Here is a 17,392-nt window from a genome sequence, read left to right on the forward strand (position 1 = left end):
CACGAGAGGCGCAGCAAAGCGACTCCCGAAGTCACCGACAAATAACTCCCCCAGAGACCGCCACAGCCACGGCGCCCCAGCGGTGGCGTGCCCGGATGTGACGACTTGGTGGTGCGGCCGGGGTCGGGGAGCTCCGGCAGGAAGTGCCGCTCCAGGATCTCCGCCCAGCGGTGCAGGACGACGAAGCCGGTGGTGTCGGCCTGCGCCTGGACCAGCTCGCTCAGGGCGTCGACGAAGGGCTGGGCGGCGGTGCCGGCGGGCATCGCGGCGGCGGCCTTCCTGAGCCGCTCGTGCGCGGCGGGGAAGACGCCCCGGGCCCATGTGTCCTGTTCTCGGACCCGCTTGCTTCCCTCCTCCATGTTGATCTGCGTGATCGCCAGGGCCGGGCGGTCGGGGGTGTGCCAGGTCTCGCTGATCCCGCCGCCGGTCTTCACGTACGCGATGCGGGTGTTGTCGGGGCGGCAGGGCGAAGCAGTCGGTGCAGTCGACGCGTTCCGTCTCAGTCATCGCGGAGCTCCCTTCGAGTGGAGGCAGACCCTGCCATCCCGATCAACGGGCGACCAGGGGTTTCCTCCGCCGCCGCAGCCCGCCGGGCCCGGGGCTCGAAGCAGACCTCTTTCCCTCGGCTATCGCGTGGGAAAGACACCTCATGCAGTTAAGCCGTCAAGCCGCCGCCCCATCGCCCCCGCAGAACCTCGGCCCAGTCGCCGGCTTCCGGACCCGGATCCTCCCACTGTGGCACCCGGCTGGGAGCCGTCTCGATCAGGTGCACGAGCGTCCAGGCGACGCCGTAGCAGTCGTCGGGGCCGAAGCAGGTGGCCAGGGCAGCCGCCTCTTCGGACGTGACGGGGCGGGAGATCGTCCTCAGCTGGCGTTCACGCCTGTCGATCTCTTCCTCGCTCGCTTCCCAGTCGGGAAGCGGTCCGTCGGCAACGAACGTCTGCACTTCGGGTCTCATGACCGAATGATCGTCTCCCCCGCCGCCTCTGGACAAGCTGCCTCGTTCTGCTTCACGCGGTGGCTGTTCCTGCTGGCTGGAGCTCTGAGGGGAAGGCGATCGCTTCATCGAACGGGACCCGTGCCAAGAGGCAGTGATGGAGTTGGCCGAGCATCCGGTTGAACAGGTGCCGCAGAGCCTGCATGTGCCAGTCCCCTCCTGCTCGGCGGCGCCGGTAGTGGGCGTCCGCACCACTTGAACCGCTGAGGGAGGCGAAGGCCCACAGGTGGCCGACGTGGTTGAGACGGTTGTTCTTCACGAACCGACGTCCAACGTAGCGGCGTTTGCCGGAGGCCCGCGTGATCGGGGCGGAGCCGGCGTATGCCTTCAGTCCTCCAGCCGTGGCGAACCTGCTCCTGTCGTCACCGATCTCGCCCAGGATGCGGGCACCGACTTGGGGGCCGATCCCAGGAAAGCTCAGCATGATCGGCGCGTCCGGGTGTGACCGAAAGGCTTCCTCGGTGGCCCGCGCCAGGTCGTCGACCGCCTGACAGGCGGCGTCCAGCTGCAGCAGCAGGGCCTGCGCCTGCTTGCCCATGGCGTCCTCGACGAGAGGCAGCTGCCGTGGAGCTTCCTCGGGGAAGAGCTGCTGGATTCGTTCCGCGTCCGATTCGATGCCCCGGCGGCGGCCTGCTCGCCGGAGCATGGCGGTCAGCTTCCACATCTGCAGCTTGGCGGCCAGGGCAGGTGTGGGTGCGACGGCGAGGATGCGGCGGGCATCGGGGCGGGTCAGGGTTCCCGGCTTGTCCTTGAACGCCTCGATTATCGCCGGGAAGTACTCCCGCAGCAGGGACCGCAGCTGGTTGGCGACCTGCTGGCGGTTCCAGACCGCGTCCTGCTGTGCGCGGGCCAGGACGGCGACGGCCTGGGCCAGGTCGGTGTCGGCGGGCAGCGAGCGGTGCACCGGAGCGTCGGTGCGGATGATGTTCGCGAGGACCAGGGCGTCGCCCGGGTCGGACTTCTTGCGGCTGACTCCGTGCCGGTCGCGGTAGCGGGAGGCGGCCATCGGGTTGACCGCGTAGATCTTGCGGGGGCCTTGCCGCAGCGTGGCGACCAGTAGGCCGCGGCTGGTCTCGATGGCCACCGGGATCGGCGTCTCGGCGGTGTCGCCGTGCTCGGCCAGGAGGTCCAGCAGCAGCCGGTAGCCGTCCAGGTCGTCGTTGATCCGGCACTTGGCCAGCAGCTTGCCGGTGTCGTCGACGAGCGCGACGTAGTGGTGGGGTCGGCATGGAGCGCGGTTCCGGGATCACTCCCGGCCCGTTTCTCCATGCCGCCCTCCCGAACCGGACGTGCGAGTTGGCCCCGCATCCGGCTCTCCACAAGCCCCGTTGGGCAGTTGCTCTCCTCAGCTTGTGCTGGGCCATGGCGATGGAATCGTCGTCCCGCGGGGTCGGTAACGTGTGGTGACTACCGACCCGGGGTTGAACAGGACGACTTTGCCGTCGTGCGGCCACCATCCGCCGTCGCAGTAGCGGCGGCGGAGTTCCTTCCACCCGACTCCGAGGTGTTTGCGCCGGAGCCATCCGAAGACCTGCCGCCAGACGATCATGCGGAGGTACTGGAAGGCCCGGGCAGATACCCCTGGGCGGAAGTAGGCGGTCCAGCCCCGCAGCACCTGGTTGAGCTTGTGCAGCAGGACTGCCAGCGGCAGACTGACGTTCATCCGGCAGATCGCCTTCGTCTTGGCCTTGATGGACCGAAGTGCCTTCTTGGCCGGGTAGTTGTAAACGTACTGCCGGTCCGTTCCCCGCTTCCGGTGACGCTGGATGCGCCAGCCGAGGAAGTCGAGGCCCTCGTCGATGTGCGTGATCAGCGTCTTCTCCTCCGACAGCCGAAGACCGACGGTGGAGAGGACGTCCGCCACTTCCGGAAGCAGCGCCTCGGTGTGCGCTCGGGTGCCCGACACCAGAACGACGAAGTCGTCCGCGTACCGGATCAGCCGGTAGTTGGGCAGCCCCCTCTGGCGCCGTGTCCACCGCTGCTTCGTCGTGGACTGCGGCCCGCCCGGAGCCTCGACGAAGTGCTCGTCCAGGACCGACAGAGCCACATTGCTCATCAGTGGCGAAAGAATCCCACCCTGTGGGGTGCCGGTAACGGTCTCCTTGGAGGTGCCCACCTCAGTGAGGATGCCCGCCTTCAAGAACGCCTTCACCAGCACGAGCACACGCTTGTCCCCGATCCGAGCCCGCACCCGGTCCATCAGAGCCGAGTGCGAGATCTCGTCGAAACAGGCCGTGATGTCGCCCTCCAGCACCCACTCATATGTCTTGGATGCCAGAAAGCGCGTCTCGGCCATCGCGTCGTGCGCACGCCGATTCGGGCGGAAGCCGTACGAGCACGGCACAAAGTCCGCCTCGAAGATCGGCTCCAGCACCAGCTTCAATGACGCCTGGACCACCCGATCGGCCACGGACGGAATCCCAAGACGCCGCCGCTTGCGCGACCCCGGCTTGGGGATCATCCGTTCCCTGACCGAGACCGGGCGGAAGCTGCGGGACTTCAACTGCTCCCGCAGCCCGGCGAGGAACCGCTCCTCACCGATCCGTTCACGGACGAAGGCGACGGTCATTCCGTCGACTCCGGCCGAGCGTGCGCCCTTGTTCCCCGCGACCCGCTCCCAGGCCATCACCAGGAAGCCGGGATCGCAGACGAGGTTGTAAAGATCGTCGAACCGACGATGAGGATCGTCGTTCGCCCAACGGTGCAGCTTGGTCTGGATCTCCAGTACCCGCCGCTCGGCCCGCATCGAACCAAGCGGCAGATCACTCGTGTTCACCAGTGTTCTCCCGGTCTTCCAGTACTTCCACTACCGACTTGCTGGCTCCCTTGGCCATGCGGCCGGCTTTCCCGGCCTCGGACTACTACGGAGCCTCCGCCCCGCCCGACGCCAACAGCCGACGACGCGCCTGTCCTTCCTCCGCGCTGGCTGCACAGGATCAGGACGACACCGGACGGTTCCCACGTTCACTTGAGAGTCGATCGACGGGTGAGGCGCCCAGCTCTACCCCTGCGGCATCGCCACGGTTACGCCGCAGACATTCACCGTGGCCTCCCGGCCGTTGATCACATGGCAACCAAGGAGTTCCCCGCCGTCCGAAGACAGCAGGTGCGCACCGCGACCAGCCCATATCCGCCAGATTTGAGCTGGTGGGCCGTTAAGGGGCGTCAGACACCGGTTCCTCGCGTACACCTTCCCGTCTCGCTGACCGAACCCGCGCCATCTGGCAGTACTGGCACGTCCCGGCGTTGTCAGGGCTGCTCCCACCCTCCCCGGCGTCTCCCGGCTCAGGCTGCCCTCAGCTTCACCCAGCCGCTGCGACGGCCAGGAGTCGAAGGTCTTTCACCCCCGCTCGACTTCGTGAGGTCGACCCGGAGCGCGGTGCTGGCCTTGCGGTCAGTCCGTTTCTCCGGGTCGCCTCCCGAACCCGGCGTGCGCCGCTAAGCGCACCGGGCTCTCCACAAGTCCCGTGGGTCGGTGTTCACCTCATGCTGTGCTCGGCCATGGTGTCGGGATGCGTGTTCCCCGGTAGTAGTAGCGCTTGGCGCTCACCCTTGCCGGGTCGAACAATTCCATCCCGCCTTCGGCGGGCCAGATGCCGTAGCGTCGGCGTAGTACCTTCCAAGGAACACGCCGGTGCTTGCGCTCCTGCCATCTGATGATCTCCTTCCAGAGGAAGGCCCTCAAATAGCTGAAAGTCGCGTTCGAGCATCCGTACTTGAAGTACGCGGTCCAGCCCCGCAGCATCCGGTTGAGCTGACGCAGCAGGTCTTCGAGCGGCAGGTTCATGCTCCGCCGGCAGATTGTCTTCACCTTGGCCATGACGGCCGCCAGGGCCTTCTTGGCCGGATAGACGTAGACGTATCGTTTGCCGGTGCCTCGCTTCTGGTGACGTTGGATGCGCCAGCCGAGGAAGACGAGGCCCTCGTCGATATGGGTGTTCAAGGTCTTCTCCGGCGACAGGCGCAGGCCCATCGTGGACAGGACCCCGGCGATTTCTTCCCGCAGGGCTTGGGCGTGCGCCTCGGTGCCCGACACGAGCAAGCACCAGTCGTCCGCATACCGCACGAGGCGGTAGTTGGGCAGACCTTGACGGCGTCGCTTGGCCCTTCCATACGGGCTGGCTCCGGGGCCGCCCGGCCCTTGGGCGATGTGTTCATCCAAGACCGAGAGAGCCACATTGCTCAGCAACGGTGAAAGAATCGACCCTTGCGGAGTCCCGGCGTTGGTATCCACCAGCGTGCCGTCCTCACCGAGGATGCCTGCCTTCAGGAATGCCTTCACCAGATCCAGGACACGCTTGTCTCCGACACGTTCCCGCACCCGGTTCATGAGAGCGGAGTGCGAGATTTCGTCGAAGCAGGCTTTGATGTCACCCTCAACAACCCACTCATACGAGCGGGATACGAAATGGTGCACGTCGGCCACCGCATCGTGAGCTCGGCGATTCGGACGGAACCCGTAGGAACACGGGAGGAAATCCACCTCGAAAATCGGCTCCAACACCAGTTTCAAGGACGCCTGAGCGACCCGGTCTCGGATGGTCGCGATCCCCAGATAGCGGACCTTGCCGTCAGCTTTGGGAATCGCGCGTCGCCGAGCCGGTAGGGGTCGGAAGGTGCGGGCTTTGAGATCTCCCCGCAGTTCCGCAAGGAACCCTTCCAGCCCGCGCACGGACTCAATGTAGTAGGCGGTCTCGCCGTCCACTCCCGCCGTGCGCGCGCCCTTGTTGTTCCGCACCCGGTCCCAGGCCACCAGCAGGAAGCCCGGATCCGCGGCGAGGTTGTACAGATCATCGAACCTGCGATGAGGTTCATCACTGGCCCAACGGTTCAGCTTGGTCTGGATTTCCAGTACCCGGCGTTCCGCCTTGAGCAAGGCGTATTCCAGTTCGTCGGTATTCACCAAACGACCTCCCGGCATTCCAGCATCCTTACTGTCGACTTGCTGGCCCCCTTCGCCATGTGCGGACCTCTCGTCCGCTCGGACTACTACGGGGCCTCCGCCCCGTCCCGCGCCTTCGACAGACGACGCATCTATCCCACCGGCCCGAATGGATTCCGGGCCTTGGGAGCGACGCGGGACGGTTCCCGTGTTCACGGTGAATCGATTGATCAGTCCGGCATCCAGCTTTGCCCCGGCAGCATCGCCACGGTTACGCCGCAGGCTTTCGCCGTGGCCTCCCCACCGACACGCCAAGTCGGCTACGGAGTCAGTCCGTTCAGCAAACGGACTGTGCACTGCAACCCGGCCCATATCCACCAGATTTGAGCCGGTGCCACGCTTACGGAGCTTTACCACTGATTCCTCTCGTATGCCCTCTGATCTCGCTTGCCGGACCCGGCCCGTCTGGCAGTTCCGAGCAGTCCCGGCTTTGTCAGCGCTGCTTCCCGCCCTCCCCGGCGTCTCCCGGATCGGTCTGCGCTCAGCTCCCACCAGTCTGCTGCGACAGGCTGGCGAGGAGGTCTTGCACCTCCTTCGATTCACCGCGCCTCACGGCGCACTGGCGCCTCGTGGCGCACCCAACTGTTCTTCCGGGCCACCGGGGCGAGCAGGCCGCGCACGTAGTCGTGCATGCGACGGCGTAGCTCCACCTGGCTGAACCGATGGCCGATGGTCACGAAGAGGTCGTCCAGGTCCAGGTTCCACTGCTCGACAACACGCGCGCTGGTCACCTGAGGAAGCTGCCCCGCCGCTGCCACTACTTGCGGCGCTGTCGCACGATCGAGGGGCGGCCCGCCCAAGACCGCCCCTGACTCCTCCGCAGCCCGCTACACTCCAGCCGCCCAGCGAAACCCGCAGGTCAGACGTCAAAATCCTGCTCCAGCTGGAGTACTAGGCGACCCCAGTGGTGCGGCTCCGCCCCGCATGGAGGACGATGCGCGGCGGAGGGGATTCGAATGCGTTCAGAAATGCGGGATCAGCTGCAGGCAGGGGCCCCGTGGCAGGCACAGGTTCCGGCCCGGGCGCAGACGCGGGTGCGGGTGAGAGACCGGTTCGGCTCGGCGTTCACGGCATCGGTCTCGGTGCTGTTCTTCGAGGCCGTGATCGGGTCGATCGTGTTCTACGTGTGGATGGAGACCCAGGAGGTCCCGGCCCTCGGCTACAACCTGTTCAACATCTTCTTCCTGTTCGTCATGGGATTGATCGGAGTGGCGGCCGGGGCGGTCGGCGCCGTCCTGCTGTCGGTCGCCGTGGTGATGCCGCTCGTGGCCGTCGCCGGATGGCTCGGCCGCACGGTCTCGGGGCGTGACGTCTGGTGGTGGATCCCGCTCCTGGCGGCCGCCGGCGGCACCCTGCCGGGGCTCGTCTCGGCGTCGATGGTGCCCGCCGGGTTCCCGGAGAACGTCTCGGCGGGCCTCATTGGGTGGTTCATGGGCGCTGCGGCGCTCGGCGCCCCGGCGCTGGTCGTCCGCAGGCTGGTGCTGCCGGACCGCCCGCGGGTGTCCGGCATCGCGATGTTCGGCTGGGTGGCGCTGTACGGGACGCTCGGCGTCGCCGTCACCGGCGCGCTCGCCGGTGTCGCCCTGTACGCCGGGATCGGGTACGAGCCTCCGCGGCTGACCGCGGAACGGCTCGCCGGGACGTGGTCCGACGGCAACGGCGGCAGGATCACCTTCACGGCGAACGGCAAGGTCACGGCCGACGGGGTCAAGACCTTCAGCTTCGACGACGACCGTCACGACGCGGGGCAGCCCTGCACCGGTGCCGGCACCTGGGTCCACCACCCGGGCGACGGGTCGTGGTCTCAGAATGTGGGGGTCTCCGTCGACGCCTGCGATGGGAGCCTGGGCCCCTGGCAGGTGTTCGGGACCCCCGAGCACCCGAAGCTGTACGTGCTCGTCGGCGACCCCGACGCCTGGGACCTGTACATTCTGGAGCCCGACGACCAGCCCCGCGAGGAGCCCGTCAGGGACTGAGGCGGCCGAAGCGTCCGCGGTGGAACAAGAGCGGCGCGGCGTCGCCCTCCGCGCCCAGGGCCACGACCGTGCCGACGACGGGCGGCCCGCCCAAGACCGCCCCTGACTCCTCCGCAGCCCGCTACACTCCAGCCGACCCAGCGAAACCCGCAGGTCAGACATCAAAATCCTGCTGGAGTACTAGTCAAGGCGCGCCGATCTGAACGGCATCGGTCGTAGCAGATGGGCGGCGGTCACCAGTCTCGGGTGGAGTTCACGCCTTCGATCAGCGTCGCGCGAGCAGCGGACAGGTCGCGCCCGGCAGCTGTCTGTGCTTCGTCCACCAGGAAGTCCAGAGCGTCGAACAGCTCCTCGCGTTCCACGGTCTCGATAAAGGGCGAGCGGCTGTCCAGTGCGTTGAGGGCAGCTACGAAGGCGCGCCCGATCTCCGTGATGCTGCCATGCTGCTGACCGCTGGTGATTTCGGCGAGGAAGGCGTCCCGGGTGGCCTTGTACTGGGCAATGGTCTTGCCATACGGCCCCGGACTCCCAGCTCTGCCCCAGGGGCAAAGTAGCTACGCGTGATGCTCAGGCCGTGGATGGGCGAGGGCGCTGACGCGGTTCGCGTACTCGCGGTGTGCCTTGCGCTGTGCCGGGATCGCCGGGGCGTGCGGGGAGCCGTCGAGGGGCTGGCAGCGGGCGAGGAGTTGGCGGTGGACCGCGAGCACGGCGGTGATGCGCAAGGTGTAGCCCTGGCCGCGCCGTACGGTCACCCCTTGGCCGAGCGCGGCCCGCTCGGCGGGCTCCAGGTCGGACGCGCGGAGGAAGTCCGCGACCTTGCCCGGCATGTCGAGGGTGACCGGCAGCTCCGGAGCGGGGGTGTCCTCCTGCGAGATGGCGTTGTGGTCGGGCATGAGGTCGGCGACCGCCGTGCGGATCGCGCCGCGGCTGACGCCGTGGTCGCGGGCGAGGGCAGCGATCGAACGGCCCTCCAGGTACGCGGTGCGGACGTCGTCGGTCTTCTCGGCCGCCACGGCGGGGCGGCGCCCGCCCTTGCTGCCCTTGGCCTCGGCGGCTCGCAGTCCGTCGTAGGTCAGCTCGCGCTGGAGGTCGCGCTGGAGTTCGCCGGCGGCGGCGAGGGTCTGCACCATGAACTTCACGGTGGACAGCAACTCCCCGGTGCGCGGGTGACGGGCGGTGAGGTTCATCGCGGAGAATGCGCCGTCGTGGATGCGCAGCGCCACCTGGTCGCGGTGGAGGACGTCAAGCACGTCGAGGATGTGCCCGGTGCCGCGTACGAGGCGGAACATCTCGGAGATGTGCACGGTGTCGCCCGGCCGCGCGTAGGTGAGCAGTTCGCGGAACTTCGGGCGCTGAAGGGGGTGGAGGCGGCTGGAGGTTCCCGGGACCTCCTCGAAGACGACCGAGTCCTCGATCCCGGCCTCGTCCAGGACGAGGTTCTGCCGGGAGGTCGACTGCTGGTCGGTCGAGACCCGCTTGTAGACCAGGTTCGCCACCGAGGGCCCCTTCCGTACGGAGGATCGGACCCTCCTCTGTCAGGATGCCCCGGTCAACATCGTGATCAGGAGAGACCATGGGCACTTGGGACGTCGGCCCCTTCGACAACGACACCGCAGCGGACTTTGGCGGTGACCTTGATGAGGCAGCTGCAGGCGAACGTGAGGGCATCGTCCGCAGTGCTCTCACACGTGTGATCGACACCGCGGCTACCTCGAAGCACCCGAATCCGAGGTAGCCGTAGCCGCGGCCGCGCTCGTCGCGGCGCAGTGCCCCGGCGGTGAGCCGGCCGATCCAATCTATGGGCCGGAAGAGCCCCTCCCGGATCTCACTGGCCTGCGCGATCTCGCCCTGCAGGCCCTCGACCGCATCATGACCGAACCGTCCGAACTGATGGACCTATGGGCCGAGTCGGATGGCGGGCCCTGGCGCGCGAACATCCGTCGCCTGCAGAACGTGCTCCTGCCACAGCCATCGGGAGAACAGCTCAGCCTGATCTGCCCCACCTCGACCCGCACCCGTCCTACCCGGAAGGTCACTATGAGCTGGGACGTCCTTCTCATGCGTCTACCCGCCGACGTCACCTCTGTGCACGAGATCCCCGCCGACTACACGCCGGACCCGCTCGGCCGGCGCGACGACGTACGCGCAGCTGTTACTCAGGCTTGCCCCGAAGCTGACTTCTCGGACCCAGTCTGGGGCGAGTTTTCCGGCCCGACTTGGTCCGTCGAACTCAACATCGGGTCGGAAGATCCGGTGGACTCGATCATGCTCCACATCCGGGGCTCCGGCGGCGACGTGCTGACGGACGTCTTCCGTCTTGCCGAGGCTCTGCGGTGCAAAGTGCTCGACTGTGCGAATGGGGACCTGATAACCCCTGGGCATACGTCAGGCTGGGAGGCATTCCAGGAGTACCGGGATCGAGCGCTCGGACCCTCTCAGTGATACCCCCTGGCCGCAGCACTAGCATCCGGCCCATGCACCCTGAATCCCGATCGAGCCTTGATGGCCTGCTTCCGCCCGGTCGGATGGTCACATCCGATGAAGGCGACGGAGATCGACAGCCCTTGTGGCTCAGTGACGGGCCAGCCGAGCCTGAGCTGTGGACGCGGATGCACACCGAACACGCACGTTCCGGCTTGTGGCCGCTGCTCCTCGATGCGCTGGACCCGAACGATGGCGAGTTCCGCCCTTGGGGGTCCGGGGAGGTCTTCCCTGAGCAGATGTCCTCCCCGGCAAGCCATGATCCTGCCGGCCTCCTCGCGCAGTGGTGGGCGACCTACACGACCGTCGATGAAGACGACGACATGCTCGACGTCAAAAGGCGCCTCGCTGTTACGGCCCCCTTCGGACAGGTATGGCCCGGTCTTGCGGCCAGCCGGGAAACGGTAACGACCCCTGAGCAACTGGCCTCAGAGTTCGCGGAGGCGTTCCTCACCGACTGCCCGCGGACACGTCTTGGACTGGTTGCCGCTCCATCCGGTGCCGAAGCGCTGACAGCCGTGGGCTGGGCTGGCCCCTGCAACTACGAAAACGACACCGCGAGATTCTCTGCGGTCGTCCGGGATTGGGAAAACCGATTCGGAGCCCGTGTCGTCGCGGTCGGGTTTTCCACGCTGCACCTCAGCATCGCCGCGCCACCGGTGAGCGAGCATGAGGCTCTGCTGGTTGCAGCCGAGCACTTTGCGTTCTGCCCTGACAACATCTGGCAGGGCAGCAGACCGTACACACTGGCCGCGTATGCCGAGCGGATCACTGGCGCCCACCGCTGGGATTTCTGGTGGGACTGATCCGGCACTCGCTGGGTGACAGCTCGCTGGCGCACCTGATTGGTGGCGACGGAGTCGGTCATCGGGGGCGGCGGGGCAGCGGGGTGACAGCGCGGGCATCGTGAAGGGCGGCGCGCAGGAGGCCGTTGTCGATGCTCAGGCGTTGGATGGCGGCGATGGCGAGTTCGAGCTGTTCGGCGAGGTCGCGCGCAACGAGGGTAGCCGTTGCGGTCCCGGCTGACGACGCGCCGCTGCTGGCGGCAGCCCGCGCAGACGGCTGGCTTGTCGAAGCAGGGCGAGCATCCCCACCTGCCGCCGGCGCGGCCGCTCTGCTCGGACCCACTCCCCCGCCGGTGCTCGCGGCGCAGCCCGCCGCTGCGGCCCGGATGGTGGACACCCACCGCTGCACACCGAGGGGCGAACTGCTGCATCGTGCTGCGGTACGACACCTCCCCCGGCGGGTGCCGCTGATCATCGCCCACAAGGTCTCCGGACGGGCGGGACATACCTACTGGGCCCGGTGGACGTACAAGAAACCGAGACACGGCGCGAAGGCCAGCAGGTGGAAGCGGTCCCTGTGGGCGGGCGACAACGGGCGGGCGCCCGGCGTCGCGGTGGAAACCCTGTGGAGGCACCGCGGCCGGTCCGGCGGACCGAAGATGCCCAAAAGGACCATGATGTGCATTCTTCAAGGGATCGGATCAGAAGGCCTGCTACCGCCTCGGCTGACTGGTCCAGACGCAGGATCGGGGGCCCGGCTGGGCCTCACCCTTGGGCGTAGAGCACGGGTCGCCCCTCGCGCGGTGATCGACTGCTCGAGTCCGTCCATCGTGCGCAAGAACGCGGCGTTCAGATCGACGTTGTACCGGTGCGCAAGGATCAGCACGGACCACAGGCAGTCCGCGAGTTCGTGCTCCAGAGCGGGACGGCCACCCGGCATGTCGCGGGCGCCTTCCTGCGCCATGACGATCTTCGCCAGATCGCCGACGTCCCCGACGAAGCCGAGCATGAACTCCTCGCGCGTCCACACCCGGCCACGTTCCCTCAGGTTCAGCTCGTCGTAGAGATCGTGGACACGCAGGGCGCGGCGCTGAAGTTCGTTGAGGTCCATGTCTCAGCCTTTCCGTATGCGCCCCGCGTAACCTCCGGGCTGCGATCGTGCTGTCACCCAGCAGGCAGGATCGACGGAGTACGGGTCAGGAGCTATCCGTGATTGCGCAGGTCGGGACGCGCACGCGGTCTCCCAGCCCCGCAGATGCCCCAGCCCCCGCGGCCGGACCGGAGCACCCGCTGGGGGCGGGGGGCGCGGCGGAGGACAAAGACCGGCAGAGCTCCGGTGCTACACCAGACACCATCTCGGACGGGCCCGCCGGCACCCCCAGCGCCAGGCATACAAGCGTCAGCCCCGCTTCACCACAGCCATGGTGATGATCAGCGACCGCCCCGCCGAAGCCGCCGACCGCGCCGTTCCCGGCCACTGGGACGGCGACTGCATCGTCGGCACCAACCACGGCTCCGACATCGGCACACTGGTCGAACGGACAACCCGCTTCACGATGCTGGTGCACCTGCCCAACGGCCACCGGGCAGAGCCCTCCACCAGGCCCTCACCGCCACGATCAGCGAACTTCCGCCCTACCTGCGGCGGTCACTGACCTGTGAAGCTTCCCCTTGATGTTGGACACCTGGAGACTGGGACAAGGTTCCAGCGGCTTGGTCAGCACCGGTAGCGCCGACCAAGCTCGGCGACAGAGCGCTACGGCGAAGAGACGGGTAGGCGCCGTTGAGCAGACCGGTGCTCACGAAAGCGGCGTGACAGCCCCGGCTGGCTTACGCCGTCGAGGCTGTCACCCCAAGGGTGATCTCAGTCTGTCCACATGGCCCGCACGTAGGCGTCTAGGTCTTCCAGCAGGCCGTCCTCCCTCTCGTGAGTCCGAGCGATCGAGCCGCCGCCTTTTTCGAGCATCACGATCGAGGTCAGCAAGAGCCCACGCAGGAGACCATGCAAGACGAAATTGTTGGTGGAGCAGTATCTGTCATAAAGTCCCTGGGTGAACTGCTGGAACACGGCCAGGTCTACGTCGCTTCCGCCGAGTCGCTCGTTGTCCGTCAAGCCCGTTGGCATGCCGTTCAGTTCACCGGCTTCTTGAGCAAGGGCCACGTAGAACCGCCCCACCCTGAGTGACGGGTCCCAGAGAATTCTTGACCTGTCGGAAGCTTTGAACGGGTAACTCATTAGAACCACCTGGTCTGGATGTGCACGTCCGGATACTTCTCCGTGAGCTTCTGGAACCGGGCCTCGACTGCCTCCATGAACCGCGGATCCTGGTTCGGCCGGGTGAACCGGAAGCCGATCGAGGCATCCGCGTAGAACTCGGGAAGTTGCTTACGGGCCCTCAGCAGCGATGACGTGGAGGCGGGGATGAGGGAGAAGTCCGAGGAGTTCGCGGCATCGGGCGACCGGGTCTACCTGCCGCTCGCGGAGACGGGCGGCAGGTAGACCGGCTAACCCGTCCGCTTCAGCGGAGGGGGGCCCGCCAGGCCACCAGTCCCGGCCGGCCCACCTCCGCGAAACCCACCGCGAACGGCTTGTCGCCGTTGTCCGTCACCAGGTGGATGCTGCACTCCGTCACGCTGTCGCCCGGCGGGATCATCCGCGCGACCCAGTCGGACGGACAGCCGGGGATCTTCGTATCGAGGACGAAGGGGGTCTTCCCCCAGATCTGCCGACCGCCCTCGGTGAGCAGGCGGACGTGGCCGGCCTGGTCGGCGTAGAGGTCTTTCGACCCGGTGTTGGTGTAGGTGACCGACACGTAGTACGGGACGCCGTGCCGCTCGTTCTCGTTGAGGTCGAGGTCCAGACCCGCGAGGTCGGCCGCGCTGCCCCGGCGCACGGACACCAGGGTGGCGGGCAGTTCGAGGACGCCGTCCTCGCGGGCGTCCCACCGGACGGGGACGACGTCGCCCGGCTCCCTCAGCCCGGCGGACGCCGCCTTGAGGCCGCCCCCGACGGGCCAGGTGGCGACCGCACCGCCCTCGTCGAGGTAGCCGTCGGCGTTGTGCGTCAGCGACAGCACGCCGACGCCCTCGGGCAGCGCGTAGGTCAGGCAGGTGGTGTACGAGTCGCCGGGCGCCAGCGTCTTCGGCGCGGTGTCCGCGCAGGGCAGGTCGACCCCGCCTGGCCTGCCGCCGCTGACGTAGACCTCCTCCCCGCGCGCCCAGTCGGTGCCGTTCAGGGCGAAGTTGCTGTCCACCATGTAGGCGGCGGGGATTTCCTTCCGGCCCGTGTTGGTGACCTCGAAGGTGAGGTAGTGGGGGACCATGCCCTTCAGCTCCTCGTCCGTGCGCGCGCCCCGCATGTCCTCCTCCGAACCCCGGACCAGGCTCTTGACCGTGATCCGGACCTCGTACGACCGGTGCTTGGTGTCCGTGTAGACGACGCCCCGTGCGCCGGTCTGCACCGGCAGGTCCGTCCAGGAGGCAGGCCTCTCCGCGGCTCGCTCCACGGCCCCGCCCGCACCCTGTTCCCCCGTGCACCCGGCGAGGAGGGGTATCGCCGCCGCGCCCATGGCGGCCTTCCTGACGTAGCTGGACAGGCGCATGAACTTCCCTTGCCGCACGATGATCCGGATCCGCCGGAGGACTGACGCATCGTAGGACGTCACAGCGGAGGCGGAGGCGGCGGGGCGGTGAAGGGCCCCGAGGAGATCGAGGCCGGGATGCTGGAGAAGTCGAAGGAGTTCGCCGCTTCCGGGAACCGTGTCTACCTTCCGCTGGCTAACTGACCTGCGCAAACGAGGCTGACCGACCCTGAGCTGCTCCCGTTGCCGTTCTTCCTCCGCGATGTGGTCGTCGAGTACGGCCTCGTCGAGGTACGGAGCGACGGCGGCGAGGACCAGGCGCTGAAGCTCGGTCGGGTCGAGCGCTTCGACCTCCCACTGCACCGGCCGGCCGGGGTCGAGTTCGTATCGGCGCGCGAGCCCTGCCCAACGCGGGTCACCAGCCTTCCCCGCAGCTGCGGGCAGTTCGTGCTCGCGTACCTGGTCGTGCGTGAGCAGGACACGCTCCACGTGGCTCCAGCAGGTTGTACGGGCCACCCAGTCCCGCTCGATGTCCGCGCCCGAGGCGTCGAAATCGCCGACGTTTCTCCGGCGCGCCGCGAGCGTGCGGTTCGACAACACGCAGCTCAGAAGCGGTCGACACGACCATAGCGGTTGCAACAGGTGTGGTGCATGGAGGAGTCGGGGGGTTCACTCAGACAGTGATCGTTCGTCGCTGAGCACCCGATTGCAAAGCCGGACTGCCGATGGTGGCGTTGGCAGGTCGCGAGCTGTTTAGTCAGTGCTCATGTAGTCCAGCCGCAGCGCGCCGTCGCGAGAACCGGTAGCGAGCACTGCCGTGCCGTCAGGGCGGAGCGCCGCAGTGGCGGCGTATCCGGGATGAGGCAGCGCGAGTTGCTCGCCGGTCAGTGCGTTCCACTGGCGGACGGTGTCGTCGTCGTATGCCACGATCACGCGGGGTGAGCCGGCGACCGGAACGACGGAGATGGTGTGCGGAAACCGGTCGCCAGTGGGTATGGGCGGACCGAACGCTTTGCCGGTGGCTGCGTCCCACCGGTGGATCGCATGTTCGTCGTCGTGCGCCACCAGGAGCACCCGTCGGTCTGGAAGTCGGCACGAGGAAAGGTTGAAGACACGACCATCGGCGCTGACTGGCAGCGGCTCACCGACGGATTCGCCGGTCTCGGCGTGCCAGCGGCGCACGGTGTCGTCCTCGCCACCGGTGACCACCAGCGGTGTCCCGTCCGGCAAGTTGAGAGTCGTGAGGGTGATGACGTAGCCGCGGTTGCACTCCCAGGCCGGTCCGGCTGGTTCGCCGGTGGCCGCATCCCAGCGGTGGAGATGGCCGTCGATGCCCGCCCCGAGAAACACTGTCCGCCCGCTCGCGGATAGCGCTGTGGTCACCTGCCAGATCGTCGTTGCGTCGTCGACCCGGCCCAGGGACTGTCCCGTTGCAGCGTCCCAGCGGTGCAGTCCGTCCGGGCCCGACGTCGCCAGGATCAGCCGGCCATCCGGCAGGTGCGCGAGGGCGCCGTTGTGCACGATGAGCCATGGGTCTGCTTCAAAGTCGACAACACGGCGGCCGGAGAGAGTATCCCAACAGCGCATTTCACCGTCGCCCTCACAACCTGCCGTGAACAGCAGTTCCCGCCCGTCATCCGGAAACCACCACGCGAGCGGATGAGCACGAGAGCGATGGGCGTTGGCAATGCGACGCATCGGGTCTCCTGGGCGTGCCGGGATGGACGCAATAGATGGTTGGGAACATGTCGAGCGGGTCGATCATATCTTCGAATACTCGGTGGCCAGTGGGTCGTCGCACGCATGGCCGGCGTCGGAGGAGGCGGATTCCTGCCGCTTTGCCCGGCCGTGCCGTGCCTCCTCGCGCTGGGCGGCCACGTCGGGAATGACGGCGATGGCCTCGGTGAAGCGGCCCTGCCGGATGAGAAGTTCAGCCAGGTCGGTTGCGGCCCGCTTGCCGGGCAGCGGGCGCAGGCGGGCGATGGCCTCGTCGACACGGCCGTCCTGGGCGAGCAGCCACGCGATGGTCACCTCGCGGTCCTCGACCTCGTCGACCGGCAGGGCTTCGATCTCCGCGATCGCTTCCCGGGCGCGTCCCGCCTCTCCCATCAGCCACCACCGGTTGGACCGGAGCCAGAACGCCTCGTTCTCCGCGAGGAACTCAGGGCTGCGGCCTTCCGTGAGGCCGATCGCCTTGCCGTGCTGACCCTGATCGGCAAGGAGGATCAGGGCCCCCGGGAGGAGGTTTCCGTCATAGAGGTCGTCGAACGTGTGCTCCACCGCCTTGATGGCGTCATCGAACCTGCCCTGGCGGATGAGCAGCTCCATCAGCATGCTCTCGTACCAGCCCGGATACCTGGCCGCGATGAGGCCGCGCAGGTACGCCTCCGCTTCTTCGGCTCGCCCCAGGCTCTCCAGGGCCCTCACGTACGGGCGTACGGCGGCGTGCCTGTGGGTGTCGGCAAGGTCGCCAAGCTCCTCGATCCGACCGCACCGGGCCAGCAGCTCAGCGTAGAACTTGACGGTGTTCAGCATCCCGTACCGGCGGGCGGCCACGTCCGCGCCAAGCAGCCGGATCGCCTGGTCCGCCCGGCCAGCCCGCTCCAGGACCTGGGCCTGTGCGGGCAGGA

13 protein-coding genes and 5 pseudogenes are annotated in these 17,392 nt (G+C 67.6%); 4 read left to right on the forward strand and 14 right to left on the reverse strand.

Features of this window, described 5'->3' with window-relative positions:
• The 6 genes and pseudogenes from ACNPQM_RS40115 to ACNPQM_RS40140 form a co-directional block, all read right to left on the reverse strand.
• On the reverse strand, window positions 1-434 hold a 434-nt coding region (locus ACNPQM_RS40115; protein WP_418087856.1), incomplete at its 3' end, for a hypothetical protein.
• Between the two features lie 221 nt (window positions 435-655).
• Entirely contained in the window at window positions 656-958 is a 303-nt protein-coding gene (locus tag ACNPQM_RS40120) for a hypothetical protein (protein ID WP_418087857.1), read from the reverse strand.
• A gap of 52 nt (window positions 959-1,010) precedes the next feature.
• Window positions 1,011-2,216, reverse strand: a pseudogene (locus ACNPQM_RS40125) (IS110 family transposase); the annotation flags it as partial.
• 126 nt (window positions 2,217-2,342) lie between these two features.
• A complete protein-coding gene (gene ltrA, locus ACNPQM_RS40130) occupies window positions 2,343-3,773 on the reverse strand; it encodes a group II intron reverse transcriptase/maturase (protein WP_418087858.1) in 1,431 nt (476 codons plus the stop codon).
• A gap of 708 nt (window positions 3,774-4,481) precedes the next feature.
• The gene (gene ltrA / locus ACNPQM_RS40135) at window positions 4,482-5,900 is read right to left on the reverse strand and encodes a group II intron reverse transcriptase/maturase (RefSeq protein WP_418087859.1); all 1,419 of its coding nucleotides are present in this window, start codon (window positions 5,898-5,900) and stop codon (window positions 4,482-4,484) included.
• Between the two features lie 578 nt (window positions 5,901-6,478).
• Window positions 6,479-6,670 (reverse strand): hypothetical protein, encoded by a 192-nt coding sequence (locus ACNPQM_RS40140; RefSeq protein WP_418087860.1) that lies wholly within the window; start codon window positions 6,668-6,670, stop codon window positions 6,479-6,481.
• A gap of 225 nt (window positions 6,671-6,895) precedes the next feature.
• Between ACNPQM_RS40140 and ACNPQM_RS40145 the strand changes: the two genes are divergently transcribed.
• Complete coding sequence (locus ACNPQM_RS40145; RefSeq protein WP_418087861.1) at window positions 6,896-7,915, forward strand: hypothetical protein; 1,020 nt, start codon at window positions 6,896-6,898, stop codon at window positions 7,913-7,915.
• On the opposite strand, the pseudogene ACNPQM_RS40150 reads toward ACNPQM_RS40145, so the two are convergent.
• The 3 genes and pseudogenes from ACNPQM_RS40150 to ACNPQM_RS40160 form a co-directional block, all read right to left on the reverse strand.
• Window positions 7,905-7,994 (reverse strand): annotated as a pseudogene (locus tag ACNPQM_RS40150) (flavin reductase); the annotation flags it as partial. The gene ACNPQM_RS40145 and the pseudogene ACNPQM_RS40150 overlap by 11 nt on opposite strands.
• Before the next feature lie 154 nt (window positions 7,995-8,148).
• Window positions 8,149-8,277, reverse strand: a complete 129-nt coding sequence (locus tag ACNPQM_RS40155) for a hypothetical protein (RefSeq protein WP_418087862.1) — start codon at window positions 8,275-8,277, stop codon at window positions 8,149-8,151.
• 192 nt (window positions 8,278-8,469) lie between these two features.
• Complete coding sequence (locus tag ACNPQM_RS40160) at window positions 8,470-9,411, reverse strand: recombinase family protein (protein WP_418087863.1); 942 nt, start codon at window positions 9,409-9,411, stop codon at window positions 8,470-8,472.
• Between the two features lie 77 nt (window positions 9,412-9,488).
• On the opposite strand from ACNPQM_RS40160, the pseudogene ACNPQM_RS40165 reads away from it, so the two are divergent.
• Window positions 9,489-9,907 (forward strand): annotated as a pseudogene (locus tag ACNPQM_RS40165) (DUF4259 domain-containing protein); the annotation flags it as partial.
• A gap of 482 nt (window positions 9,908-10,389) precedes the next feature.
• Window positions 10,390-11,202 (forward strand): DUF4253 domain-containing protein, encoded by an 813-nt coding sequence (locus ACNPQM_RS40170; RefSeq protein ID WP_418087864.1) that lies wholly within the window; start codon window positions 10,390-10,392, stop codon window positions 11,200-11,202.
• Between the two features lie 667 nt (window positions 11,203-11,869).
• Here ACNPQM_RS40170 and ACNPQM_RS40175 read toward each other — a convergent pair.
• On the reverse strand, window positions 11,870-12,292 hold the full coding sequence (locus ACNPQM_RS40175) for a nucleotide pyrophosphohydrolase (protein WP_418087865.1): 423 nt from the start codon (window positions 12,290-12,292) through the stop codon (window positions 11,870-11,872).
• 247 nt (window positions 12,293-12,539) lie between these two features.
• On the opposite strand from ACNPQM_RS40175, the pseudogene ACNPQM_RS40180 reads away from it, so the two are divergent.
• Window positions 12,540-12,838 (forward strand): annotated as a pseudogene (locus ACNPQM_RS40180) (transposase); the annotation flags it as partial.
• 207 nt (window positions 12,839-13,045) lie between these two features.
• Here ACNPQM_RS40180 and ACNPQM_RS40185 read toward each other — a convergent pair.
• The 4 genes and pseudogenes from ACNPQM_RS40185 to ACNPQM_RS40200 form a co-directional block, all read right to left on the reverse strand.
• Window positions 13,046-13,417 carry a DUF6086 family protein gene (locus tag ACNPQM_RS40185; protein ID WP_384956563.1) on the reverse strand — a complete coding sequence of 124 codons (372 nt, stop codon included), beginning with the start codon at window positions 13,415-13,417 and terminating at the stop codon, window positions 13,046-13,048.
• 283 nt (window positions 13,418-13,700) lie between these two features.
• Window positions 13,701-15,362 (reverse strand): hypothetical protein, encoded by a 1,662-nt coding sequence (locus ACNPQM_RS40190; protein ID WP_418087866.1) that lies wholly within the window; start codon window positions 15,360-15,362, stop codon window positions 13,701-13,703.
• Window positions 15,363-15,515: 153 nt separating this feature from the next.
• Entirely contained in the window at window positions 15,516-16,283 is a 768-nt protein-coding gene (locus ACNPQM_RS40195) for a WD40 repeat domain-containing protein (protein ID WP_418087867.1), read from the reverse strand.
• 240 nt (window positions 16,284-16,523) lie between these two features.
• Window positions 16,524-17,392 (reverse strand): annotated as a pseudogene (locus ACNPQM_RS40200) (hypothetical protein); the annotation flags it as partial.

Source organism: Streptomyces sp. NPDC056231 (assembly GCF_048270745.1).
Classification (GTDB): domain Bacteria; phylum Actinomycetota; class Actinomycetes; order Streptomycetales; family Streptomycetaceae; genus Streptomyces.